This is a genomic window from Streptomyces sp. NPDC000880 (assembly GCF_053599675.1).
Genome location: NZ_JBSFMS010000146.1, coordinates 1 through 17,729 on the forward strand (window position 1 = coordinate 1; position 17,729 = coordinate 17,729).

Genomic DNA, 17,729 nt, shown 5'->3' on the forward strand with positions numbered 1-17,729 from the left:
CGCTGGTCAGCGATCTTCCCGCGGCGGGGACGGTGTTGGCGTCATCGGCGGTCGCCGCCGGGTCGGGCAGCTGGGCCGAGCGAGAAGCGCGGCGGAGACCGTACCGATCGCGGTCGTGCGCAGGGCATTGCGGTGCTGTCCCACGGATCACTCCTCACACGTGTCACGCAGATCTTCGATCCGGATCCGGCCGAACTGTTCGACGCCGTCAGGCAGTATGCGCCGGTAGGGCTCACGGGCACGGACGAAACGCGCCAGTAGCCTCCCACAGGCCCCCTTCCCGGGCTTGCCCGGAACGGCAGTTGACACCACCGTGGTGGTGTAGGCCTGTGTCGGCGAACGGAGTAGCCGTGGCCCCCTTCCTCCTGCCCCATTCGCTGCACGGATCCGGCCCCCACCGCGTCATCGCCGTGCACGGCTGGCTCGCCGACCGAGCCGACTACGCCGCGACGCTCCCCGACCTCGACCGGGAGAACTTCAGCTACCTCTTTGTCGATCTGCGCGGCTACGGGGAGGCGCGCGACGCGCCCGGCGCGTACACCACCGCCGAGGGGGCCGCCGACATCCTCACCCTCGCCGACCGGATCGGCTGGGACTCCTTCTCGCTCATCGGGCACTCGATGGGCGGAGCGGTCGTCCAGCGCGTCCTCGCCGCGGCACCGCACCGGGTGCGGCGCCTGGTCGGGATCTCGCCGGTGCCCGCGAGCGGTCTGAAGATGCCGCCGGAACAGTGGGAGCTGTTCGCCTCCGCCGCCGAGAAGCCGGAGAGCCGCCGCGTCATCATCGACACCACCACCGGATCGGTACGTCCCGCGGCCTGGCTGGAGCGGATGGTCGACCGGTCCGTGGCCCGCAGCGACCCCCTGGCCTTCCGCGCCTGGCTCGACTCCTGGGCCGGCGAGGACTTCACCGCAGAGATAGCGGGCTCGCAGACGCCGGCGCTCGCGGTGACCGGGGCGCTCGACCCGGCGATCAGCGCGGACTTCATGCGCCAGACCTGGCTGCGCTGCTACGTGCGCGGCGAGGTGGTGGAGCTGGCGTGCGCCGGACACCATGCGATGGACGAGACCCCGCTCCAGCTCATCCGTACCGTCGAGGACTTCCTCCGCGCGGGCGTCCACGGCTGACAATGCTTGCGGACGTCGTCAGTCATGGGCGCGCATGCCAGCGGGGTTGCTGGAACATTGTTCGAGGTGGTCCTGACGAGGCGGCGGTGGTGAAGTTACGCTGCGCGGACGTACGTTGACTGGAGGTACGGATGCGTCGCTCAACCGCGCGGTATGTATCGGTTCTGGCCGTTTCGGCGGCCATGGTCTCGATTGGGGCGGCCGCGCCGCCGGCGGATTCCCCGCCGGTCAGGACTCCCGCGAAGACGCCGGTGGCAGCCGGGTACGGCGGCGCGGTGGCGAGCGTCGACGCGGACGCTTCGGCCGCCGGAATCGAGGTGCTGCGTCGCGGCGGCAACGCCGTGGACGCGGCGGTGGCGACCGCGGCCGCCCTCGGAGTCACCGAGCCGTATTCGGCGGGCATCGGCGGTGGCGGCTTCTTCGTCTACTACGACGCGAAGTCCCGTACGGTCCAGACCATTGACGGCCGCGAGACCGCGCCCCGCTCCGCCGACTCCTCCCTCTTCCTCGAGAACGGCAAGCCCATCCCCTTCGAGGAGGGCGTGACGAGCGGCAGGGGCGTCGGCACCCCGGGCACCCCCGCGACCTGGGACAAGGCACTGGACGCCTGGGGCAGCAGGCCGCTGGGGCAGTTGCTGCAGCCGGCCGAGCGGCTGGCGAAGGACGGCTTCACGGTCGACGACACCTTCCGCTCGCAGACCCAGGCCAACCAGGCGCGCTTCGCGGACTTCCCCGACACGGCGGAGCTCTTTCTGCCGGGCGGTCAGCTGCCGGTGGTCGGCTCGGTCTTCAAGAACCCCGACCTGGCGCGCACGTACAACGAGTTGGGGCGCAAGGGCGTCGGTGCGCTGTACCGCGGCGAGCTTGCCGAGGACATCGTCGACACGGTTCGCAAGCCTCCGGTGCGGGACGGCGCGACGCGGGTCGTGCGGCCCGGCGATCTGACGGTGCGGGACCTGCGGTCGTACGAGACGGAACGGCGCGCGCCCACCAAGGTCTCCTACCGCGGGCTCGACGTGTACGGCATGGCGCCGTCGTCGTCGGGCGGCACGAGCGTCGGCGAGGCGCTCAACATCCTGGAGCGGACCGACCTTTCGAAGGCCACGCAGGCGCAGTATCTGCACCGCTTCATCGAGGCGAGCCGGATCGCGTTCGCGGACCGGGGGCGCTGGGTCGGTGACCCGGCCTTCGAGGACGTGCCGGTGAAGGAGCTGCTGTCCCAGCGGTTCGCGGACTCACGCGGCTGCCTGATCAATGACGACGCGGTGCTCACCAGCCCGCTGGCTCCGGGCGACCCGCGCAAGCCCGCGGCGTGCGGGGCTTCGGGCCCGGCCGCGCCCACCACGTACGAGGGCGAGAACACCACCCACCTGACGGCCGCCGACAAGTGGGGCAACGTCGTCGCGTACACCCTGACCATCGAATCGACCGGCGGCAGCGGCATCACCGTGCCGGGACGCGGCTTCCTGCTCAACAACGAGCTGACCGACTTCTCCTTCGCCCCGGCGAACCCCGCGGTCCACGACCCGAACCTGCCTGGCCCCGGCAAGCGTCCGCGCTCCTCCATCTCCCCGACGATCGTGCTCGACCACGGCCGTCCCCTGCTCGCCGTCGGCTCCCCGGGCGGCGCGACCATCATCACGACAGTGCTGCAGACACTGACGGGCCGTCTGGACCGGGGCCTGCCGTTGGTCGAGGCGATCGCGGCGCCGCGCGCCAGCCAGCGCAACCAGGCGACGACGGAGCTCGAACCGGCGCTGTGGAACAGCCCGCTGCGCGCCGAGCTGGAGGCCATCGGCCATGCCTTCCGGCAGAACCCCGAGATCGGCGCGGCGACGGGCGTCCAGCGGCTGCCCGACGGGCGGTGGCTGGCGGCCGCCGAGAAGGTGCGCAGGGGTGGCGGCTCCGCGATGGTCGTTCACCCGAGCGGTGCTGCAATTTCCGGGGGCTAGCCTCCGGACTTCCCGGCCGAAAACGCTGGTCAGCCGCGGTGACAGGCGAGGAGAGCCGGCGCAAGCCTGCGTAACCCGTCCGGCGGCTGACCCGACGCACCGGGCCCGCGAACGGGTAGGGAGCCTTTCGGACGATTTCGAACAGAAGGGCTCCCTGTGCACATACGACATGCCGCGTTCGCCGCGGCCGCCGGTTCCGCCCTGCTCGCGGCGGCTGCGCTGCCGACCAGCGCCGTCGCCCAACCCCAACCACCGGGCGACGCTCGCAACGACCTGGCGAGCTACGAGGGCTCCGTCAGCGCGTCCGACCTGCTCGCCAAGATCACGGGCTGCTCGCAGATCTCGAAGGGCGGATACCGGACGGACGAGAGCGCGCCCGCGAACATCCCCGTCTGCGCCATGAACGGGGCCGTGTTCTGGCAGGCCGACATGGACATCGACTGCGACGGCCGGCCCACCGACCGGTGCAATGCCACGACCGACCCGTGGTTTCGGGACGCGACCGCCTTCCAGCAGTCCGACGGCGCGCAGCTGAACTCCGAAACACTGCCGTTCATAGTCGTGCCCGGCGTCAGCGAGATGTGGGACTACGGCTCGTCGAGGATCATGGGCGGAACGGTCGCCGCCGTCATATACGAGGGCCGGGTCCAGTACGCGGTCGTGGGCGACACGGGACCCACCGGGATCATCGGCGAGGCCTCGTACGCCACCGCCGCGGCCCTCGGTATCAACCCCGACCCCAGGAACGGGGGGGTCGGATCGGGAGTCACGTACATCCTGTTCGAGAACTCCAGGGTGTCGCCGATCGAGAGCCACGATGGTGCCGTGACCCTCGGTGAAGCCCTCGCCAAGGACTTCCTGCAGAACAACTAGTCAGCACGGGCTCCGTCGTGCACGAACCGCGCCCCACGCCCAACCCGGGCACCTGGGGCAGCGTTGGTCGCTGCCGACGCGGGTGCGCGAGGGCCACCAGTGGGGCGGGGCGACCGCCGGGATGGGGAGCACGGCGGCCCGGTCGGCCTCCCGGCGATCGGCGGGCCGGGCCGGTGGGCTGCCGCTGTGCCTCTCGCCGGTGGGCTGCCGCTGTGCCCCTTGTCCAGCGGCATGTCTGCCGGCGGGAATCACAGGTCGCACTGGGCCGGCTCGCCGGGCCCGAGCTCTCGGGTTCACGGCTGCTCGCCTGACGCCCCCACCCCGCGCCTGCCCCGCCGATCGGGGGCGACCATCCCGTTCCCGGCTTCCTGAAGCGGGTACCGGGCGGCGGCGGACGATGCGTCGGCCTGGCGCAACGGACGCAACCGCCATCCCTGTCTTCCCCGCTGGACCGAGGCGACCCCGCCGCCGGCAACGGAAGTTCCGGGACGAGTCAGTGATGTCGGTCTCACCTTGTCGCGGCCGGAATGTGCCACCGGTGTGGCCGGTTCGTATGGTCGTGTTGAAGATCGGAAACCCTCGGGGACCCTCGTACGTCACCTGTCTGCTCGCCACCTCGCTGGGGGCGGTCGACGACGGGCTGTGACGCCGTTCACGCCTTACCCGTCCCGCCGTCGCCGGCGGTCCGCCCGGTAGCACCGCGATCCTGCCGCGACACCGCGTCGGCGCACCCTGCCCGCTCCGGCGCCGGACACCGCCAGGAGCGGGGCGGGTCGTACCAGTCCTTCAGATCAGTTCGGCAACAGACATCGGAGTACCCCACGCATGGCCGCACCATCCGTTCCCGCGACCAGCCCCTCCTCAGGGCCGGCATCCACCACGCGTGTCCGGCGCTCGGCACCGCCGGCCGCGCCCGCGCCCGCTCCGCAGCGGGCGGTGGTGAGCGTCGGCGTGGTCATCGCCATCGCGCTCGCCCTCGTCATCTGGTTCGGCAACGGGCCGCGCCAACTGGCCCTGTTCGCCGTGGGTCTGGGGCTGGGCATCGCGCTCTTCCACTCCCGGTTCGGGTTCACCTCGGCCTGGCGGCAGCTCGTCGCGGTCGGCCAGGGCAAGGCCCTGCGGGCCCACACCGTGCTGCTCGGTGCCTGCGCGTTGTTCTTCGCGCCCATCCTCGCCACCGGTGCGGGCTTCGCCGGCGTGCACGCCCAACCGTCTGCCGCTCCCTTCGGGCTGAGCGTGGCCATCGGCGCCTTCCTGTTCGGCATCGGGATGCAGCTCGGCGGGGCCTGCGCCTCGGGCACCCTGTTCGCGGTGGGAAGCGGTCAGAGTTCGGTCCTGCTCACGCTGATCGGCTTCATCGCGGGCGGCACGCTCGGCGCCGCGACGATGGGCTTCTGGAGCAACCTGCCTGCGGTCGGCACCATCTCGCTCGCCCAGAGCCGGCTCGGCTACGGCGGCGCGCTGGCGGTCACCCTGGTCGTCCTGGCGCTGATCGCGCTGTTCAGCCTGTGGCTTGAACGCCGCCGCACTCCCCCGCCGGTCGCCCCGGTCGCCACCGCGAAGGGTGCGATCCGCGTGCTGCGCGGCAGTTGGCCGCTGTGGGTGGGAGCCCTGGTGATCGCCGCGCTCAACGCGGTGGTCCTGCTGACCTCCGGCTCGGCCTGGGGCATCACCTCCGCGTTCGCGCTGTGGGGCTCGAAGATCTACGCGGCATTTGGCGGCGACCCGTCCGGCTGGCTCTTCTGGTCCGGACCCCGGGAGAGCGTGCTGCACGGATCGGTGCTCAACGACCTCACCTCGCTCACCGACTTCGGCGTCATGGTCGGCGCGCTGATAGCGTCCGCCGCGGCCGGCGCGTTCACCCTGCACCGCCGCATCCCCGGCCGGCTGGCCCTCGGCGCGGTGCTCGGCGGCATCATCATGGGCTACGGCTCCCGGATGGCGTACGGCTGCAACGTCGGCGCCTACCTCGACGGGATCGCGTCCGGCAGCCTGCACGGCTGGCTGTGGGGCGTGGCCGCGCTGGCCGGGACCTGGGCCGGACTCAGGCTGCGTCCGCTGTTCGGCCTCGCCAACCCCAAGCCGAACGACAGCGTCTGCTGACGCCCACCGCGAACGCTGCCGCCGCAGGCAGCCGGCTGGCCGCCCAGCACCTCGATGACCGGGCCATGCGTGAGGTGGGCGACGTCGCGGCCCGTGACGGAACCAGATCCGGGACTACAGGGCAGTGAGGATACGGGGGCCGTCGTCCGTGATCGCCACCGTGTGCTCCGCGTGGGAGGCCCGGCTGCTGTCCGCCGTACGGACCGTCCAGCCGTCGCGCGCCGTGTAGTGGCCGTCCGTGCCGCCGCCGATCACCATCGGCTCGATCGCCAGCACCATGCCGTGGCGCAGCGGAATGCCCCGGCCCGGGCGTCCCTCGTTGGGCACGCCGGGATCCTCGTGCATATGGCGGCCCACGCCGTGGCCGCCGAAGCCGTCCGGGATGCCGTACCCCGCCGAGCGGCACACGCCGCCGATGGCGTGGGCGATGTCGCCGATGCGGTTGCCGACGGCGGCCGCCGCGATGCCCGCCTCCAGGGCCGCTTCGGCGGTGGCGATCAGTCGTACGTCCTCGGGGCGGGCGCGGCCGACAGTGAAGCTGACGGCCGCGTCGCCGACCCAGCCGCCCCGGACAGATCGAGACGGGCCGCGCTCCGACCCCTGCCTTCTTCACCGTTGCCGCGCTCGCCGCGGTGCTCGGCCTGTCCATGGACGAGCTGGTGGTGCGCTGCGCCCTGGTGCCCGCGGCCTAGTCAATCGGCCCTCCGCCAGCTGGATGCGGTGGTGGCGCGGGTGCTCGATCTCGTCCAGCAGGGCGATGGCCGGATCCGCGTGCGCGAGCCAGTCCCGTCGATGCCGACGCCGTCGGCCGTGCGGCGGCGGCCGGTACGCATCTGCCGGAGCTCGCCGGGGCGAGGGAGGTGTACGAGCGCGGACCCTGACGCGCGACTCGAACTGCGGTACGGCATAGTCTCGCCGCGTGACTCCTGAGGACTTCGCAGACGCCAGGTACATCAGTGTGACCACGTTCCGCAAAGACGGCACGGGCGTCGCGACGCCCGTCTGGTTCGCGGTGGACGGCGGTGAACTGGTCGTCTGGACCCGCTCCGACTCATGGAAGGTCAAGCGGCTGCGCAACGACAGCCGTGTCGTCGTCACCGTCTGCGATGCGCGCGGCCGGATCGCGGACGGCGCACCGAGCGCGGAGGGTACGGCGCGACTGCTCGACGCGGCCGGGACGGGCGCGATCCGCAAACTGCTCGCCCGCAAGTACACCTGGCAGTTCTGGCTGGTCGACTGGCCGGCCACGGTCGTGCGGCTGGGCAAGCGGCCGCACACCGGCATCGCGGTGACCATCTGAAAACAGCGTGTAGCAGAGCCGTAACACGACTAGGGTCGAATGCTGGCGGACCGAGAGGTTCCAGTCGGCGGTGGGCAGGGGCGGCGGTGGCGGTGCATCAACTCCCGGTAGAGGCCGGAGTGTTCGCGCGGTACCTGAAGGGGCTGACCGCGCTTCTCGACCGGAGCAGCGGCTGGTACGGCATCTTCTGGCAACGTGACCCCGACGGTATGCGCGCCTGTCTGGACGGCGTCGAGATCCCGCCCTGGGACGTGGTGGAAGCGCTGCTCCACGACCTCGCGGCACGGCGCGGGGCGGCGGTCGCGAAACAGGAGTCCGGCCGTGCCAGACACCTCCACGCGGCGTCGGCGGCGGCCCGCGACCGGCGGCCGGGTGGCCGCGAGGCGCTGGGGGAGCGGCTGGAGCTGATGCTCCGGGAAGAGGCGTACGCGACGGACCGGGCGGACGAGCTGCTGCGCCGCCTGGCGGGCGAGCCGGAGGGCACGCCCACCGCTGAGCAGCTGACCCACGAACTGCAGTGGACCCGCGACGACTACGCGCGAGCGACGTCGCGCGTCGCGGATCTGCGTTCGAGGCTCGGCGCGCTGGACGCGGCGACGCGGGGCCGGCGCCGTGCGCTGGACGCCGTGGACGGCGTGTACGGGCCGGGGCCCGGCGGGAGGGCGGCGCCTGAGAGGTACGTTCCCGCGCAGGCCGGTCCGGTTGACGACTGGTACGAGCCCGGCGCCCGGTGGCCCGAAGGCGGGGACGTGTCCGCCGCGCCGGACGGCGGGTACGGGCCGGGATCCGGCGGGACGGGGACGCTCGAGAGGTACGTTTCCGCGCAGGCCGGTCCGGTTGACGACTGGTACCAGCCGGAGGCCGGGACGGACGTACGGGATACGCCCGGGCCGGACCGGTCGTACGAGGCCTACGAGGCGTACGGGCGCCCCGGCGAGCCCGCCGTGCCCGACAGCTGGTTCCGGGAGTCTGTGACCACCGCCGGCCCGGACGCCGCGAGCGAGCCGACCGTGCCCGACGGCTGGTTCCGGCCGGACCCGGAAGCCGCCCCCGGCCCTGACATCGCGGCCGCCCCCGTAGAGGAACCCCCGACGCCCCCCGCCCGCACCGGACGCACCGCACCCGCCGCACCCGCCGCCAAGAAGCGGCGTCCCCGCGGTGCCCGGTTCGCCGGGGTCGAGGACGACGGGGAGGAGATCGCCGACGTGCCCATGTTGCCCGTCGCCGGTGGTGATGTGCCGCGCGGGGCGCGCTACGGCGGCGCGGCCCCCGACCAGCAGACACCCGCCCCGGCCGCCCTGCCCGCCGGAGCGGGCCGGGCCGCCCGGGGGACCGTCGCCGAGCTCGGGCGGCTGCGAGCCGAGGGCCGCAGTGGTGAGGCGCATGCCGTGCTTGTCGAGGCCGCCGCCCGGCCCGCCCCCTGGCTGCCCCTCCTCGCCGCCGAGCTGCACCGCGCCGGCCTCGCCGCCGACTGGGCCACCCTGCTCTGGGAGACCGCGTCACAGCCCGCCTTGAGGCTTGCGGCCGCCGCCGACGCACTCGCCGCGGCCGGCCGAACCGAGGACAGCCGGCAGTTGCTGCGTCAGGGCGTCACCCGCCCCGCGGAAGACATCGCCGACGCCGTCCTCGCCCTCGAGGACGAGGGCCGGGAGCCGGAAGCCCGGGCTCTACTGGCCGCCTTCGTACAGGTCCACGCCGCCGAGGACACCGCCCGGATCGCCGACAGCGACCCACGTCGCCTCGTGCCGCAGCTGCTCGACGTCGCCGGCGCGATCTCCGCGGATCACGAGCGGGATCTCGTCCACGCGCTGCGCGTCGCAGGTCATCTCGGTACCTGAAGCCGTTCGGTGTGGACCGCTCGGGTGTGAAACATGATCGACTTTGCGGGTTAACGACGATGGTCTTGCCCCAGTGTGTGACGGGGCTTACGTTCTCCTCCTACGCACGAGCATCTACGTGCGTAGAGGCTCTCTGACGCCCCGCCGAAGGAGCAGCTCATGGCCAACGTCGTACGCGCCGCACTCGTCCAGGCGACCTGGACCGGCGACACCGAATCCATGATTGCCAAACATGAGGAACATGCCCGCGAGGCCGCCCGCCGGGGTGCCAAGATCATCGGTTTCCAAGAGGTCTTCAACGCTCCCTACTTCTGCCAGGTCCAGGAGCCCGAGCACTACAACTGGGCCGAGCCCGTCCCGGACGGTCCCACCGTCCGCCGGATGCAGGAGCTCGCCCGCGAGACCGGCATGGTGATCGTGGTCCCGGTCTTCGAGGTCGAGGGCGCAGGCTTCTACTACAACACCGCCGCCGTGATCGACGCCGACGGTTCCTACCTCGGCAAATACCGCAAGCACCACATCCCCCAGGTCAAGGGCTTCTGGGAGAAGTACTACTTCAAGCCGGGGAACCTGGGCTGGCCCGTCTTCGACACCGCTGTGGGCAGGGTCGGGGTGTACATCTGCTACGACCGGCACTTCCCGGAGGGCTGGCGTCAACTCGGCCTGAACGGAGCCCAGTTGGTCTACAACCCGTCCGCAACCTCGCGCGGCCTCTCCGGGTACCTCTGGCAGCTGGAGCAGCCCGCGTCCGCCGTCGCCAACGAGTACTTCATCGCCGCCATCAACCGCGTCGGCCAGGAGGAGTACGGCGACAACGACTTCTACGGCACCAGCTACTTCGTCGACCCGCGAGGCCAGTTCGTCGGTGACGTCGCCAGCGACAAGGAGGAGGAACTGCTCGTACGGGACCTCGACTTCGACCTGATCGACGTCGTACGACAGCAGTGGGCGTTCTACCGCGACCGCCGCCCCGACGCGTACGAGGGGCTGGTGCAGCCGTGACTCATCTGTACGACCGTCACAAGGCCGTCATCCCCGACTGGGTGGCGCTCTACTACAAGCAGCCCATCGAGATCACCCACGGCGAGGGCCGCCATGTCTGGGACGCGGACGGCAACCGCTACCTCGACTTCTTCGGCGGCATCCTCACCACGATGACCGCCCACGCCCTCCCCGAGGTCACCAAGGCGGTGAGCGAGCAGGCCGGGCGGATCATCCACTCCTCGACGCTCTATCTCAACCGCCCGATGGTCGAGCTCGCCGAGCGGGTCGCCACCCTCTCCGGCATCCCCGACGCACGGGTCTTCTTCACCACCTCGGGCACCGAGGCCAATGACACCGCCCTGCTGCTGGCGACCGGCCACCGCAGTTCCAACCAGATCCTGGCGATGCGCAACAGCTACCACGGCCGGTCCTTCTCGACGGTCTCCATCACCGGAAACCGGAGCTGGTCGCCCACCAGCCTCTCCCCGCTGCAGACGCTGTACGTGCACGGCGGCGTCCGCACCCGCGGCCCCTACGCCCAGCTGTCCGACGCGCAGTTCATCGAGGCGTGCGTGGCGGACCTCGAGGACGTGCTCGGCCAGACCCGTGGCAACGTCGCCGCGCTGATCGCCGAACCCATCCAGGGCGTCGGCGGCTTCACGTCCCCGCCCGACGGTCTGTACGCCGCGTTCCGCGAAGTCCTCGGCCGGCAGGGCATCCTGTGGATCTCCGACGAGGTGCAGACCGGCTGGGGACGCACCGGCGAGCACTTCTGGGGCTGGCAGGCGCACGCCGAGAACGGTCCGCCGGACATCCTCACGTTCGCCAAGGGCATCGGCAACGGTATGTCCATCGGCGGCGTCGTCGCCCCCGCCGAGATCATGAACTCCCTGGACGCCAACTCCATTTCGACCTTCGGCGGCTCCCCGGTCACCATGGCGGCAGGCGCCGCCAACCTCTCGTATCTGCTGGAGCACGACCTCCAGGGCAACGCCCGCCGCGTCGGCGGCCTGCTGATCGAGCGGCTGCGGGCCATCGGCGCGGGTGTTCCCGCCGTACGAGAAGTACGCGGCCGGGGCCTGATGATCGGCATCGAGCTGGTCAAGCCAGGCACCGACGAGGCGAACCCCGAAGCGGCATCGGCCGTCCTGGAGGCCGCCCGCGAGGGCGGGCTGCTGATCGGCAAGGGCGGCGGCCACAACACCAGCGCCCTGCGAATCGCCCCGCCGCTCTCGCTGACCGTCGCCGAGGCGGAAGAGGGCGCCGCGATCCTCGAACGGGCCCTGCACAGCGTCTAGATCGACTGCACAAGAGGGAGCGCACCAGCATGAGCAGCACCCGCACCCTGATCCGCGGCGGCCTGGTCATCACGGCCGCGGACGAGGTCCATGCCGACGTACTGATCGAGGACGGCCGGATCGCCGCGCTCGCCGCGCACGGCTCCGCCGCCGCCGAAGCCTGGACCGCGGACCGCACCATCGACGCGGCCAACAAGTACGTGATCCCGGGCGGCGTCGACGCGCACACCCATATGGAGCTGCCGTTCGGCGGGACCTTCGCCTCCGACTCCTTCGAGACCGGCACCCGGGCCGCCGCCTGGGGCGGCACCACCACCATCATCGACTTCGCCGTGCAGTCGGTCGGGCACGCCCTGCGTGAAGGACTGGACGCCTGGTACGCCAAGGCGGACGGCAAATGCGCCATCGACTACGCCTTCCACGTGATCCTCTCCGACGTCAACGAATCGTCGCTGAAGGAGATGGATCTGCTGGTGGAGGAGGGCATCACCTCCTTCAAGCTCTTCATGGCCTATCCCGGCGTCTTCTACAGCGACGACGGGCAGATCCTGCGCGCCATGCAGCGTTCCGCCGCCAACGGCGGGCTGATCATGATGCACGCGGAGAACGGCATCGCCATCGACGTCCTGGTGGAACAGGCGCTCGCCGCCGGCCGCACCGACCCGCGCTACCACGGCGAGGTGCGCAAGGCCCTCCTCGAGGCGGAGGCGACCCACCGCGCCATCCAGCTCGCCCGGGTCGCCGGCGCCCCCCTCTACGTCGTCCATGTGTCGGCCGAGGAGGCCGTCGCCGAACTCGTCGCCGCCCGCGACAAGGGGCTCAACGTCTTCGGCGAGACCTGTCCGCAGTACCTCTTCCTCTCCACCGACAACCTCGCCGAGCCGGACTTCGAGGGCGCGAAGTACGTGTGCTCGACTCCCTTGCGGCCCAAGGAACATCAAGCCGCGCTCTGGCGCGGCCTGCGGACCAACGACCTCCAGGTCGTCTCCACCGACCACTGCCCCTTCTGCTTCGTCGGCCAGAAGGAACTGGGCCGTGGCGACTTCTCCAAGATTCCCAACGGACTGCCGGGCGTGGAGAACCGGATGGACCTCCTCCATCAGGCGGTCGTCGACGGACACCTCACCCGCCGCCGCTGGATCGAGGTCGCCTGCGCGACCCCGGCCCGGATGTTCGGCCTCTACCCGAAGAAGGGCACCATCGCGCCGGGCGCGGACGCCGACGTCGTCATCTACGACCCGCACGCCGAGCAGACCCTCTCGGTCGAGACCCACCACATGAACGTCGACTACTCCGCGTACGAGGGCAAGCGGATCACCGGCCAGGTGGAGACCGTGCTCTCGCGCGGCGATGTGGTCATCGACCAGCGCAAGTTCACCGGCCGGGCGGGACACGGCCAGTACACCCCCCGAGGCACCTGTCAGTACCTGAACTAGGAGTTCCACGTCATGGACTTCGGACTCGTCCTGCAGACCGACCCGCCGGCCGCGGCCGTCGTCTCACTGATGCGGCGCGCGGAACGCAATGGCTTCCGCTACGGATGGACCTTCGACTCGGCGGTGCTCTGGCAGGAGCCCTTCGTCATCTACAGCCAGATTCTCGAACACACCCAGAAGCTCCACGTCGGACCCATGGTGACCAACCCCGGAACCAGGACCTGGGAGGTGACCGCCTCCACCTTCGCGACGCTGAACGACATGTTCGGCAACCGCACGGTGTGCGGCATCGGGCGCGGCGACTCCGCGATGCGCGTCGCGGGCCGCAAGCCCAACACCCTGGCCAGGCTCGGCGATGCGATCGGCGTCATCCGCGACCTCGCCGAGGGGCGGGAGGCCGTCGTCGACGGGCAGTCCATTCAGCTGCCGTGGGTCCGGGACGGCAAGCTGCCGGTGTGGATGGCGGCATACGGGCCCAAGGCGCTGGCGCTCGCGGGCCAGAAGGCCGACGGGTTCATCCTCCAGCTCGCCGACCTGTATCTGACCGAGTCAATGGTCAAGGCGGTCCGCACCGCTGCGTCGGACGCCGGACGCGACCCGGACTCCATCACCATCTGCGTCGCCGCGCCCGCATACGTGGGCGACGACATCGAGCACGCCCGCGACCAGTGCCGCTGGTTCGGCGGAATGGTCGGCAACCACGTCGCCGACCTGGTGACCCGCTACGGCGAGCACTCCGACCTGGTGCCCGACGCTCTCACCTCGTACATCAAGGCGCGCGAGGGCTACGACTACAGCCACCACGGCCGCGCCGGGAACCCGTCCACGGACTTCGTCCCGGACGAGATCGTCGACCGCTTCTGTCTGCTCGGCCCGGCCGATGCGCACATCGAGAAGCTGAAGGCGCTGCGCGAGCTGGGCGTCCACCAGTTCGCGGTCTACAACATGCATGACGCGAAGGAAGCGACCATCGACGCGTACGGCTCCCAGATCATCCCGGCACTCAACCGCTGAAGGAGCCACCGCCCATGGCCGCGACCGTTCCGCCCGCTCCGTTCGACCGCTCGATAAACGACCCGGCGGGCCGCGTCGAGCTCGCGCTCGGCTCGGCACCCGCCGACAGCCGCTTCGTCAATGACGATCTGCTGCCCGTCCCCGTCGCGCAACGCCGCTGGACGACGTACAACTTCGCCGCGCTCTGGGTCGGCATGGCCCACAACATCCCGTCCTGGCTGCTCGCTTCCGGCCTTGTCGCCCTCGGCATGGACTGGAAGCAGGCGGTGTTCACGATCGCCCTCGCCAATCTGATCGTGCTCGCACCGATGCTGCTGACCGGGCACGCCGGACCGAAGTACGGCATTCCCTTCCCCGTCCTCGCACGCGCCTCCTTCGGGCTGCGCGGAGCGAATCTGCCGGCGCTGGTACGCGCCGGCGTGGCCTGTGCCTGGTTCGGCATCCAGACCTGGATCGGCGGGCAGGGCATCTTCATCCTGCTCGGCAAGATCTTCGGCGGCTGGGCGAAGGCGGCCGAGGTCGGCGGGCAGCCGTGGACGCTGTGGGTGTGCTTCGTACTCTTCTGGGTGCTCGAACTGGCCATCATCTACCGGGGGATGGAGACGCTGCGGCGGTTCGAGAACTGGGCCGCGCCGTTTGTCATCGTCGGCGCGCTGGTCCTGCTGGTGTGGATAACCGCCAAGGCGGGTGGCCTCGGGCCGCTCCTCGACCAGCCTTCGAAGCTCGGCTGGGGCGCCGACTTCTGGCCGGTCTTCTTCCCTTCGCTGATGGGGATGATCGCCTTCTGGTCGACGCTCTCCCTGAACATCCCGGACTTCACCCGTTTCGGCGCGGGCCAACGCGCCCAGATCTGGGGCCAGTCGCTCGGCCTGCCGACGACAATGACCCTCTTCGCACTGCTGTCGGTCTTCGTCACCTCCGGCTCCCAGGCGGTGTACGGCGCGGCGGTCTGGGACCCGGTCGCGCTCGCCGCCAAGACCGACAACGTCTTCGGCCTGCTCTTCGCCCTGGTGACCGTGTTGATCGCGACGATCTCGGTGAACATCGCGGCCAACGTCGTCTCACCCGCGTACGACCTGGCGAACCTGGCGCCGAAGCTGATCAGCTTCCGTAGGGGAGCGCTGATCACGGGCATCGTCGGCGTCCTGATAATGCCGTGGAAGCTGACCGAGACACCCGAGCTCTACATCTTCACCTGGCTCGGCCTGGTCGGCGGTCTGCTCGGCACGGTCGCGGGCATTCTGATCGCCGACTACTGGGTCATCCGCCGCACCGTCCTCGACCTGGCCGGTCTCTACACCCCGGGCGGCCGCTACTGGTACACCTCCGGCTGGAATCTGCGCGCGGTGGCCGCGTTCGTGGTCGGCGGGTTGCTTGCGGTGGGCGGTTCGCACTCGGCGGAGGGGAAGGGCCCGTTTCCCGAGGACGGACTGATCCCCTTCCTGAAGCCGCTCGCGGACTACGGCTGGGCGGTGGGACTCGCGGCGGCGATGGTGCTGTATGTGGCGTTGATGCGTTCGGCCGGGATCCAGCGGCGGGAGCCGGTGTCGTAGTCGTAGACCGGGCGGCCCTTGATGCCGCTCGTACGGAAGGGCTGTCCGTTGTCGTCGAGTCGTACGGTGCCGGAGCGGTCGCCGCTGCTCCACTCCAACTCCAGGTACCAGTCGCAGTCACAGGTGACCGTACGGCCGAAGACCAGCAGTGACTCGGGGTCGGTGGCCGACACCTTGTAGGGGAAGGAGACGGCGGGGATCGGCTCACCGGCGTCGTTGCCCGCCATGGGGCGGGCGACCGGGCGGGACTTGTCGAGGTCGACGTCGAACAGGCGGGGAGTGAGCGAGCCGCCGCATCCGAGGTTCATGCGGTAGACGCTGCGCTTCGGTGGCGTACGACGCGCGGTCACGCGGACCCGAATCGACTGCAGGACCACCGCCTTGTCGCTCTTGCCCTGCACGGTGATCCGCACTCCGGTGTCGGTGGCGTGCACGGCGCCGACGGACCGTGCCCAGGGCTCGGCGTCGGCTTCGGCCGGTGGCGGGGGGACATCGGCGGGATCGCGGTCGAGGAGATAGGCGTGATCGCACCCGTTCCGCCAGGTGTGCTCGTTGGTGCTCCAGGTGAACGGCAAGGTGCCGCGCCCGGGTTCCGAGGGGGCGGTGGAGCGTTCGGACGGGGTCGCCGGGGGGCGGCTCGCGCCGGGGCCGGTGGATCCGGGATTCCGGTCGTCGGGACCGGAGACCGTGGCGTCGGGAGTGGCGAGCGGGGTGGGGCGGGAGCCGTCCTGGGGAGGCAGAGCGGAGCCGGTGGCTCCGGTGCGGGGCTCCTGCGCGGCGGTCCGCCGTCGGTCCGCCGCCGAGAGGGGGGTGTCGACGAACGCCATGAGCAGGGCGAGCGTGACGACCGTCGCGACGAAGGCCGCGCCGACGTGCACGGCGCGGCGCCTCCACCACGGGCGGGCGGGTGATGCGGCGGGTGATGCGGCCGGTGGTGCGGCGAGGGGCTTGTGGGGCGCGGCCGACGGCTCAGGAGCGGGTACGGACGCGGTATTGGGGACCTCTTCCGTGACGGGAGCCGTCTCCGGGCCGCTGTCGTCTCCCGGCTTCTCGGTGGTGGTTTCCGGCTGCCCCGCGGCCTCCCGGCCGGCCGCCGTGGCCGCCGACTTCGCCGCGTCCTCCTGGCGTATCCGCCGTTCCGCGTCCGCCATGACCCACAGCCGGTGCAGCGCGACGAGGTCGTCGCCCGCGCATCCGCAGAGGCGGGCCAGCCGCTCCACCGGTGCGAACTCCAACGGCACCGTCTGCCCCGCGCAGTACCGGTGCAGCGTCGACGCGCTGACGCCCACCCGGCGCGCCAACGCCCCGTAACTGCGGCCGGATCCGTCCCGGATCTCGCGCAGCCGCCGGGCGAAGGCTCCGGTCTCGGTATCTCTCGGTGTTCCCAACCGCTCCAGCTCCCCCCGGCCGTCCCAGGACGGCATTCCAGCCCACTGAATAAACCCACGTCAACGGGGGTGGAATGGTTCCACCGTCCCAGGAGGGCGCGGAATGCTTGCCGCCACTCCCGGGCCCGCCGAAGCTGGTGATCGTTCAGCAAGCCACCGAACCGGGGGAAGCTCTTCCATGAACTACATCCGCACCGCTGCTGTTTCCGCCGCAGCCGTGGGCCTGACCATCGCCTCATTCACCTCGGCCACGGCCGCCGCTCCCGTAGCACCGAAGTTCCTCTCGGCGTCGCAGTTGCCGGCCTCCATCAGCCCGTGGCACGCCGACCCGGTGAAGCAGGGTCTGCCCGGCTCCGGCTCGGTGTGCACCGCGGGGATCGCGCCGAGGGCGTCCAGCAAGTACCGCGACTTCAGGACCGAACTGGACACCGGCGCACGTCAGACGACCACGGTCGTCTCCAGCGAAGCCAAGGCGAGGGCGCTCGCCGCCAAGCTCCGCACATCGATCGAGGGCTGCCTCGAGCGGCTCAAGGAGGAGAACCCGGGGCTCGAGGGCGAGGCGTTCTACCACGGCAAGGTGAATGTCGAGGAGGGAGCGCACATCTACAGCATCGACACGTCCCACCCCGAGGTCGGCTCGACCGACATCGGCCTGTACTCGGTCGGCCGTGACGGCCGGACGGTGACGGTGCTCGAGTGGGGCCAGATGGGCGAGCTCGACGGCGCGCCGCTGGAGGGATTCAAGAAGACCGCGCGGGTCTCCGTCGCCAAGCTCTACTGAGCCCGGGACGAACCGCCCCTGGCCATGAGTAAGGAGGAGCCCCTAGGGACTCCACCTCCCGGTGGACCGGCACGGGTCGAGC

Annotated in this window: 13 protein-coding genes and 2 pseudogenes; 13 read left to right on the forward strand and 2 right to left on the reverse strand. The window is 71.0% G+C overall.

The genetic code is table 11. The annotated features are described in order from the left end of the window. Positions 1–350: 350 nt before the first annotated feature. From ACWDO5_RS31115 to ACWDO5_RS31130, 4 genes are all read left to right on the forward strand, one after another. Positions 351–1,127, forward strand: coding sequence for an alpha/beta fold hydrolase (locus ACWDO5_RS31115; RefSeq protein WP_450533797.1), 777 nt, complete (start codon positions 351–353; stop codon positions 1,125–1,127). A gap of 131 nt (positions 1,128–1,258) precedes the next feature. Next, positions 1,259–3,079, forward strand: coding sequence for a gamma-glutamyltransferase (ggt, locus tag ACWDO5_RS31120; protein WP_450533798.1), 1,821 nt, complete (start codon positions 1,259–1,261; stop codon positions 3,077–3,079). Positions 3,080–3,235: 156 nt separating this feature from the next. Beyond that, positions 3,236–3,952, forward strand: coding sequence for a glycoside hydrolase family 75 protein (locus ACWDO5_RS31125; RefSeq protein WP_450533799.1), 717 nt, complete (start codon positions 3,236–3,238; stop codon positions 3,950–3,952). Positions 3,953–4,777: 825 nt separating this feature from the next. Next, the gene (locus tag ACWDO5_RS31130) at positions 4,778–6,055 is read left to right on the forward strand and encodes a YeeE/YedE family protein (RefSeq protein WP_450533800.1); all 1,278 of its coding nucleotides are present in this window, start codon (positions 4,778–4,780) and stop codon (positions 6,053–6,055) included. 114 nt (positions 6,056–6,169) lie between these two features. Here ACWDO5_RS31130 and ACWDO5_RS31135 read toward each other — a convergent pair. Continuing rightward, positions 6,170–6,619: pseudogene (locus ACWDO5_RS31135) on the reverse strand (M24 family metallopeptidase); the annotation flags it as partial. A gap of 8 nt (positions 6,620–6,627) precedes the next feature. On the opposite strand from ACWDO5_RS31135, the pseudogene ACWDO5_RS31140 reads away from it, so the two are divergent. From ACWDO5_RS31140 to ACWDO5_RS31175, 8 genes and pseudogenes are all read left to right on the forward strand, one after another. Then, positions 6,628–6,747 (forward strand): annotated as a pseudogene (locus ACWDO5_RS31140) (XRE family transcriptional regulator); the annotation flags it as partial. A 227-nt stretch (positions 6,748–6,974) separates the two neighbouring features. Beyond that, positions 6,975–7,355, forward strand: coding sequence for a PPOX class F420-dependent oxidoreductase (locus ACWDO5_RS31145; RefSeq protein ID WP_450533802.1), 381 nt, complete (start codon positions 6,975–6,977; stop codon positions 7,353–7,355). An 86-nt stretch (positions 7,356–7,441) separates the two neighbouring features. Further along, entirely contained in the window at positions 7,442–9,193 is a 1,752-nt protein-coding gene (locus tag ACWDO5_RS31150; protein ID WP_450533803.1) for a hypothetical protein, read from the forward strand. Between the two features lie 159 nt (positions 9,194–9,352). Beyond that, positions 9,353–10,195, forward strand: a complete 843-nt coding sequence (locus tag ACWDO5_RS31155; protein ID WP_450533804.1) for a nitrilase-related carbon-nitrogen hydrolase — start codon at positions 9,353–9,355, stop codon at positions 10,193–10,195. Continuing rightward, entirely contained in the window at positions 10,192–11,475 is a 1,284-nt protein-coding gene (locus ACWDO5_RS31160) for an aspartate aminotransferase family protein (protein WP_450533805.1), read from the forward strand. Before ACWDO5_RS31155 ends, ACWDO5_RS31160 begins: the two co-directional genes overlap by 4 nt. Before the next feature lie 29 nt (positions 11,476–11,504). After that, complete coding sequence (gene hydA / locus ACWDO5_RS31165; protein ID WP_450533807.1) at positions 11,505–12,911, forward strand: dihydropyrimidinase; 1,407 nt, start codon at positions 11,505–11,507, stop codon at positions 12,909–12,911. A gap of 12 nt (positions 12,912–12,923) precedes the next feature. Next, on the forward strand, positions 12,924–13,925 hold the full coding sequence (locus tag ACWDO5_RS31170) for a TIGR03842 family LLM class F420-dependent oxidoreductase (protein ID WP_450533809.1): 1,002 nt from the start codon (positions 12,924–12,926) through the stop codon (positions 13,923–13,925). A 14-nt stretch (positions 13,926–13,939) separates the two neighbouring features. Further along, on the forward strand, positions 13,940–15,478 hold the full coding sequence (locus ACWDO5_RS31175) for an NCS1 family nucleobase:cation symporter-1 (RefSeq protein ID WP_450533810.1): 1,539 nt from the start codon (positions 13,940–13,942) through the stop codon (positions 15,476–15,478). On the opposite strand, the gene ACWDO5_RS31180 is transcribed toward ACWDO5_RS31175, so the two are convergent. Continuing rightward, positions 15,385–16,866 carry a helix-turn-helix domain-containing protein gene (locus ACWDO5_RS31180; RefSeq protein WP_450533811.1) on the reverse strand — a complete coding sequence of 494 codons (1,482 nt, stop codon included), beginning with the start codon at positions 16,864–16,866 and terminating at the stop codon, positions 15,385–15,387. The genes ACWDO5_RS31175 and ACWDO5_RS31180 overlap by 94 nt on opposite strands. A gap of 178 nt (positions 16,867–17,044) precedes the next feature. Here ACWDO5_RS31180 and ACWDO5_RS31185 point away from each other — a divergent pair, with 178 nt between their 5' ends. Next, the gene (locus ACWDO5_RS31185; protein WP_450533812.1) at positions 17,045–17,647 is read left to right on the forward strand and encodes a hypothetical protein; all 603 of its coding nucleotides are present in this window, start codon (positions 17,045–17,047) and stop codon (positions 17,645–17,647) included. Positions 17,648–17,729: the final 82 nt, after the last annotated feature.

Bases quoted from the DNA above. Each gene is read 5' to 3' on its own strand.
- ggt (WP_450533798.1), top strand. From the start codon at position 1,259: ATGCGTCGCTCAACCGCGCGGTATGTATCGGTTCTGGCCGTTTCGGCG.
- ACWDO5_RS31130 (WP_450533800.1), top strand. From the start codon at position 4,778: ATGGCCGCACCATCCGTTCCCGCGACCAGCCCCTCCTCAGGGCCGGCA.
- ACWDO5_RS31155 (WP_450533804.1), top strand. From the start codon at position 9,353: ATGGCCAACGTCGTACGCGCCGCACTCGTCCAGGCGACCTGGACCGGC.
- hydA (WP_450533807.1), top strand. From the start codon at position 11,505: ATGAGCAGCACCCGCACCCTGATCCGCGGCGGCCTGGTCATCACGGCC.
- ACWDO5_RS31170 (WP_450533809.1), top strand. From the start codon at position 12,924: ATGGACTTCGGACTCGTCCTGCAGACCGACCCGCCGGCCGCGGCCGTC.
- ACWDO5_RS31175 (WP_450533810.1), top strand. From the start codon at position 13,940: ATGGCCGCGACCGTTCCGCCCGCTCCGTTCGACCGCTCGATAAACGAC.
- ACWDO5_RS31185 (WP_450533812.1), top strand. From the start codon at position 17,045: ATGAACTACATCCGCACCGCTGCTGTTTCCGCCGCAGCCGTGGGCCTG.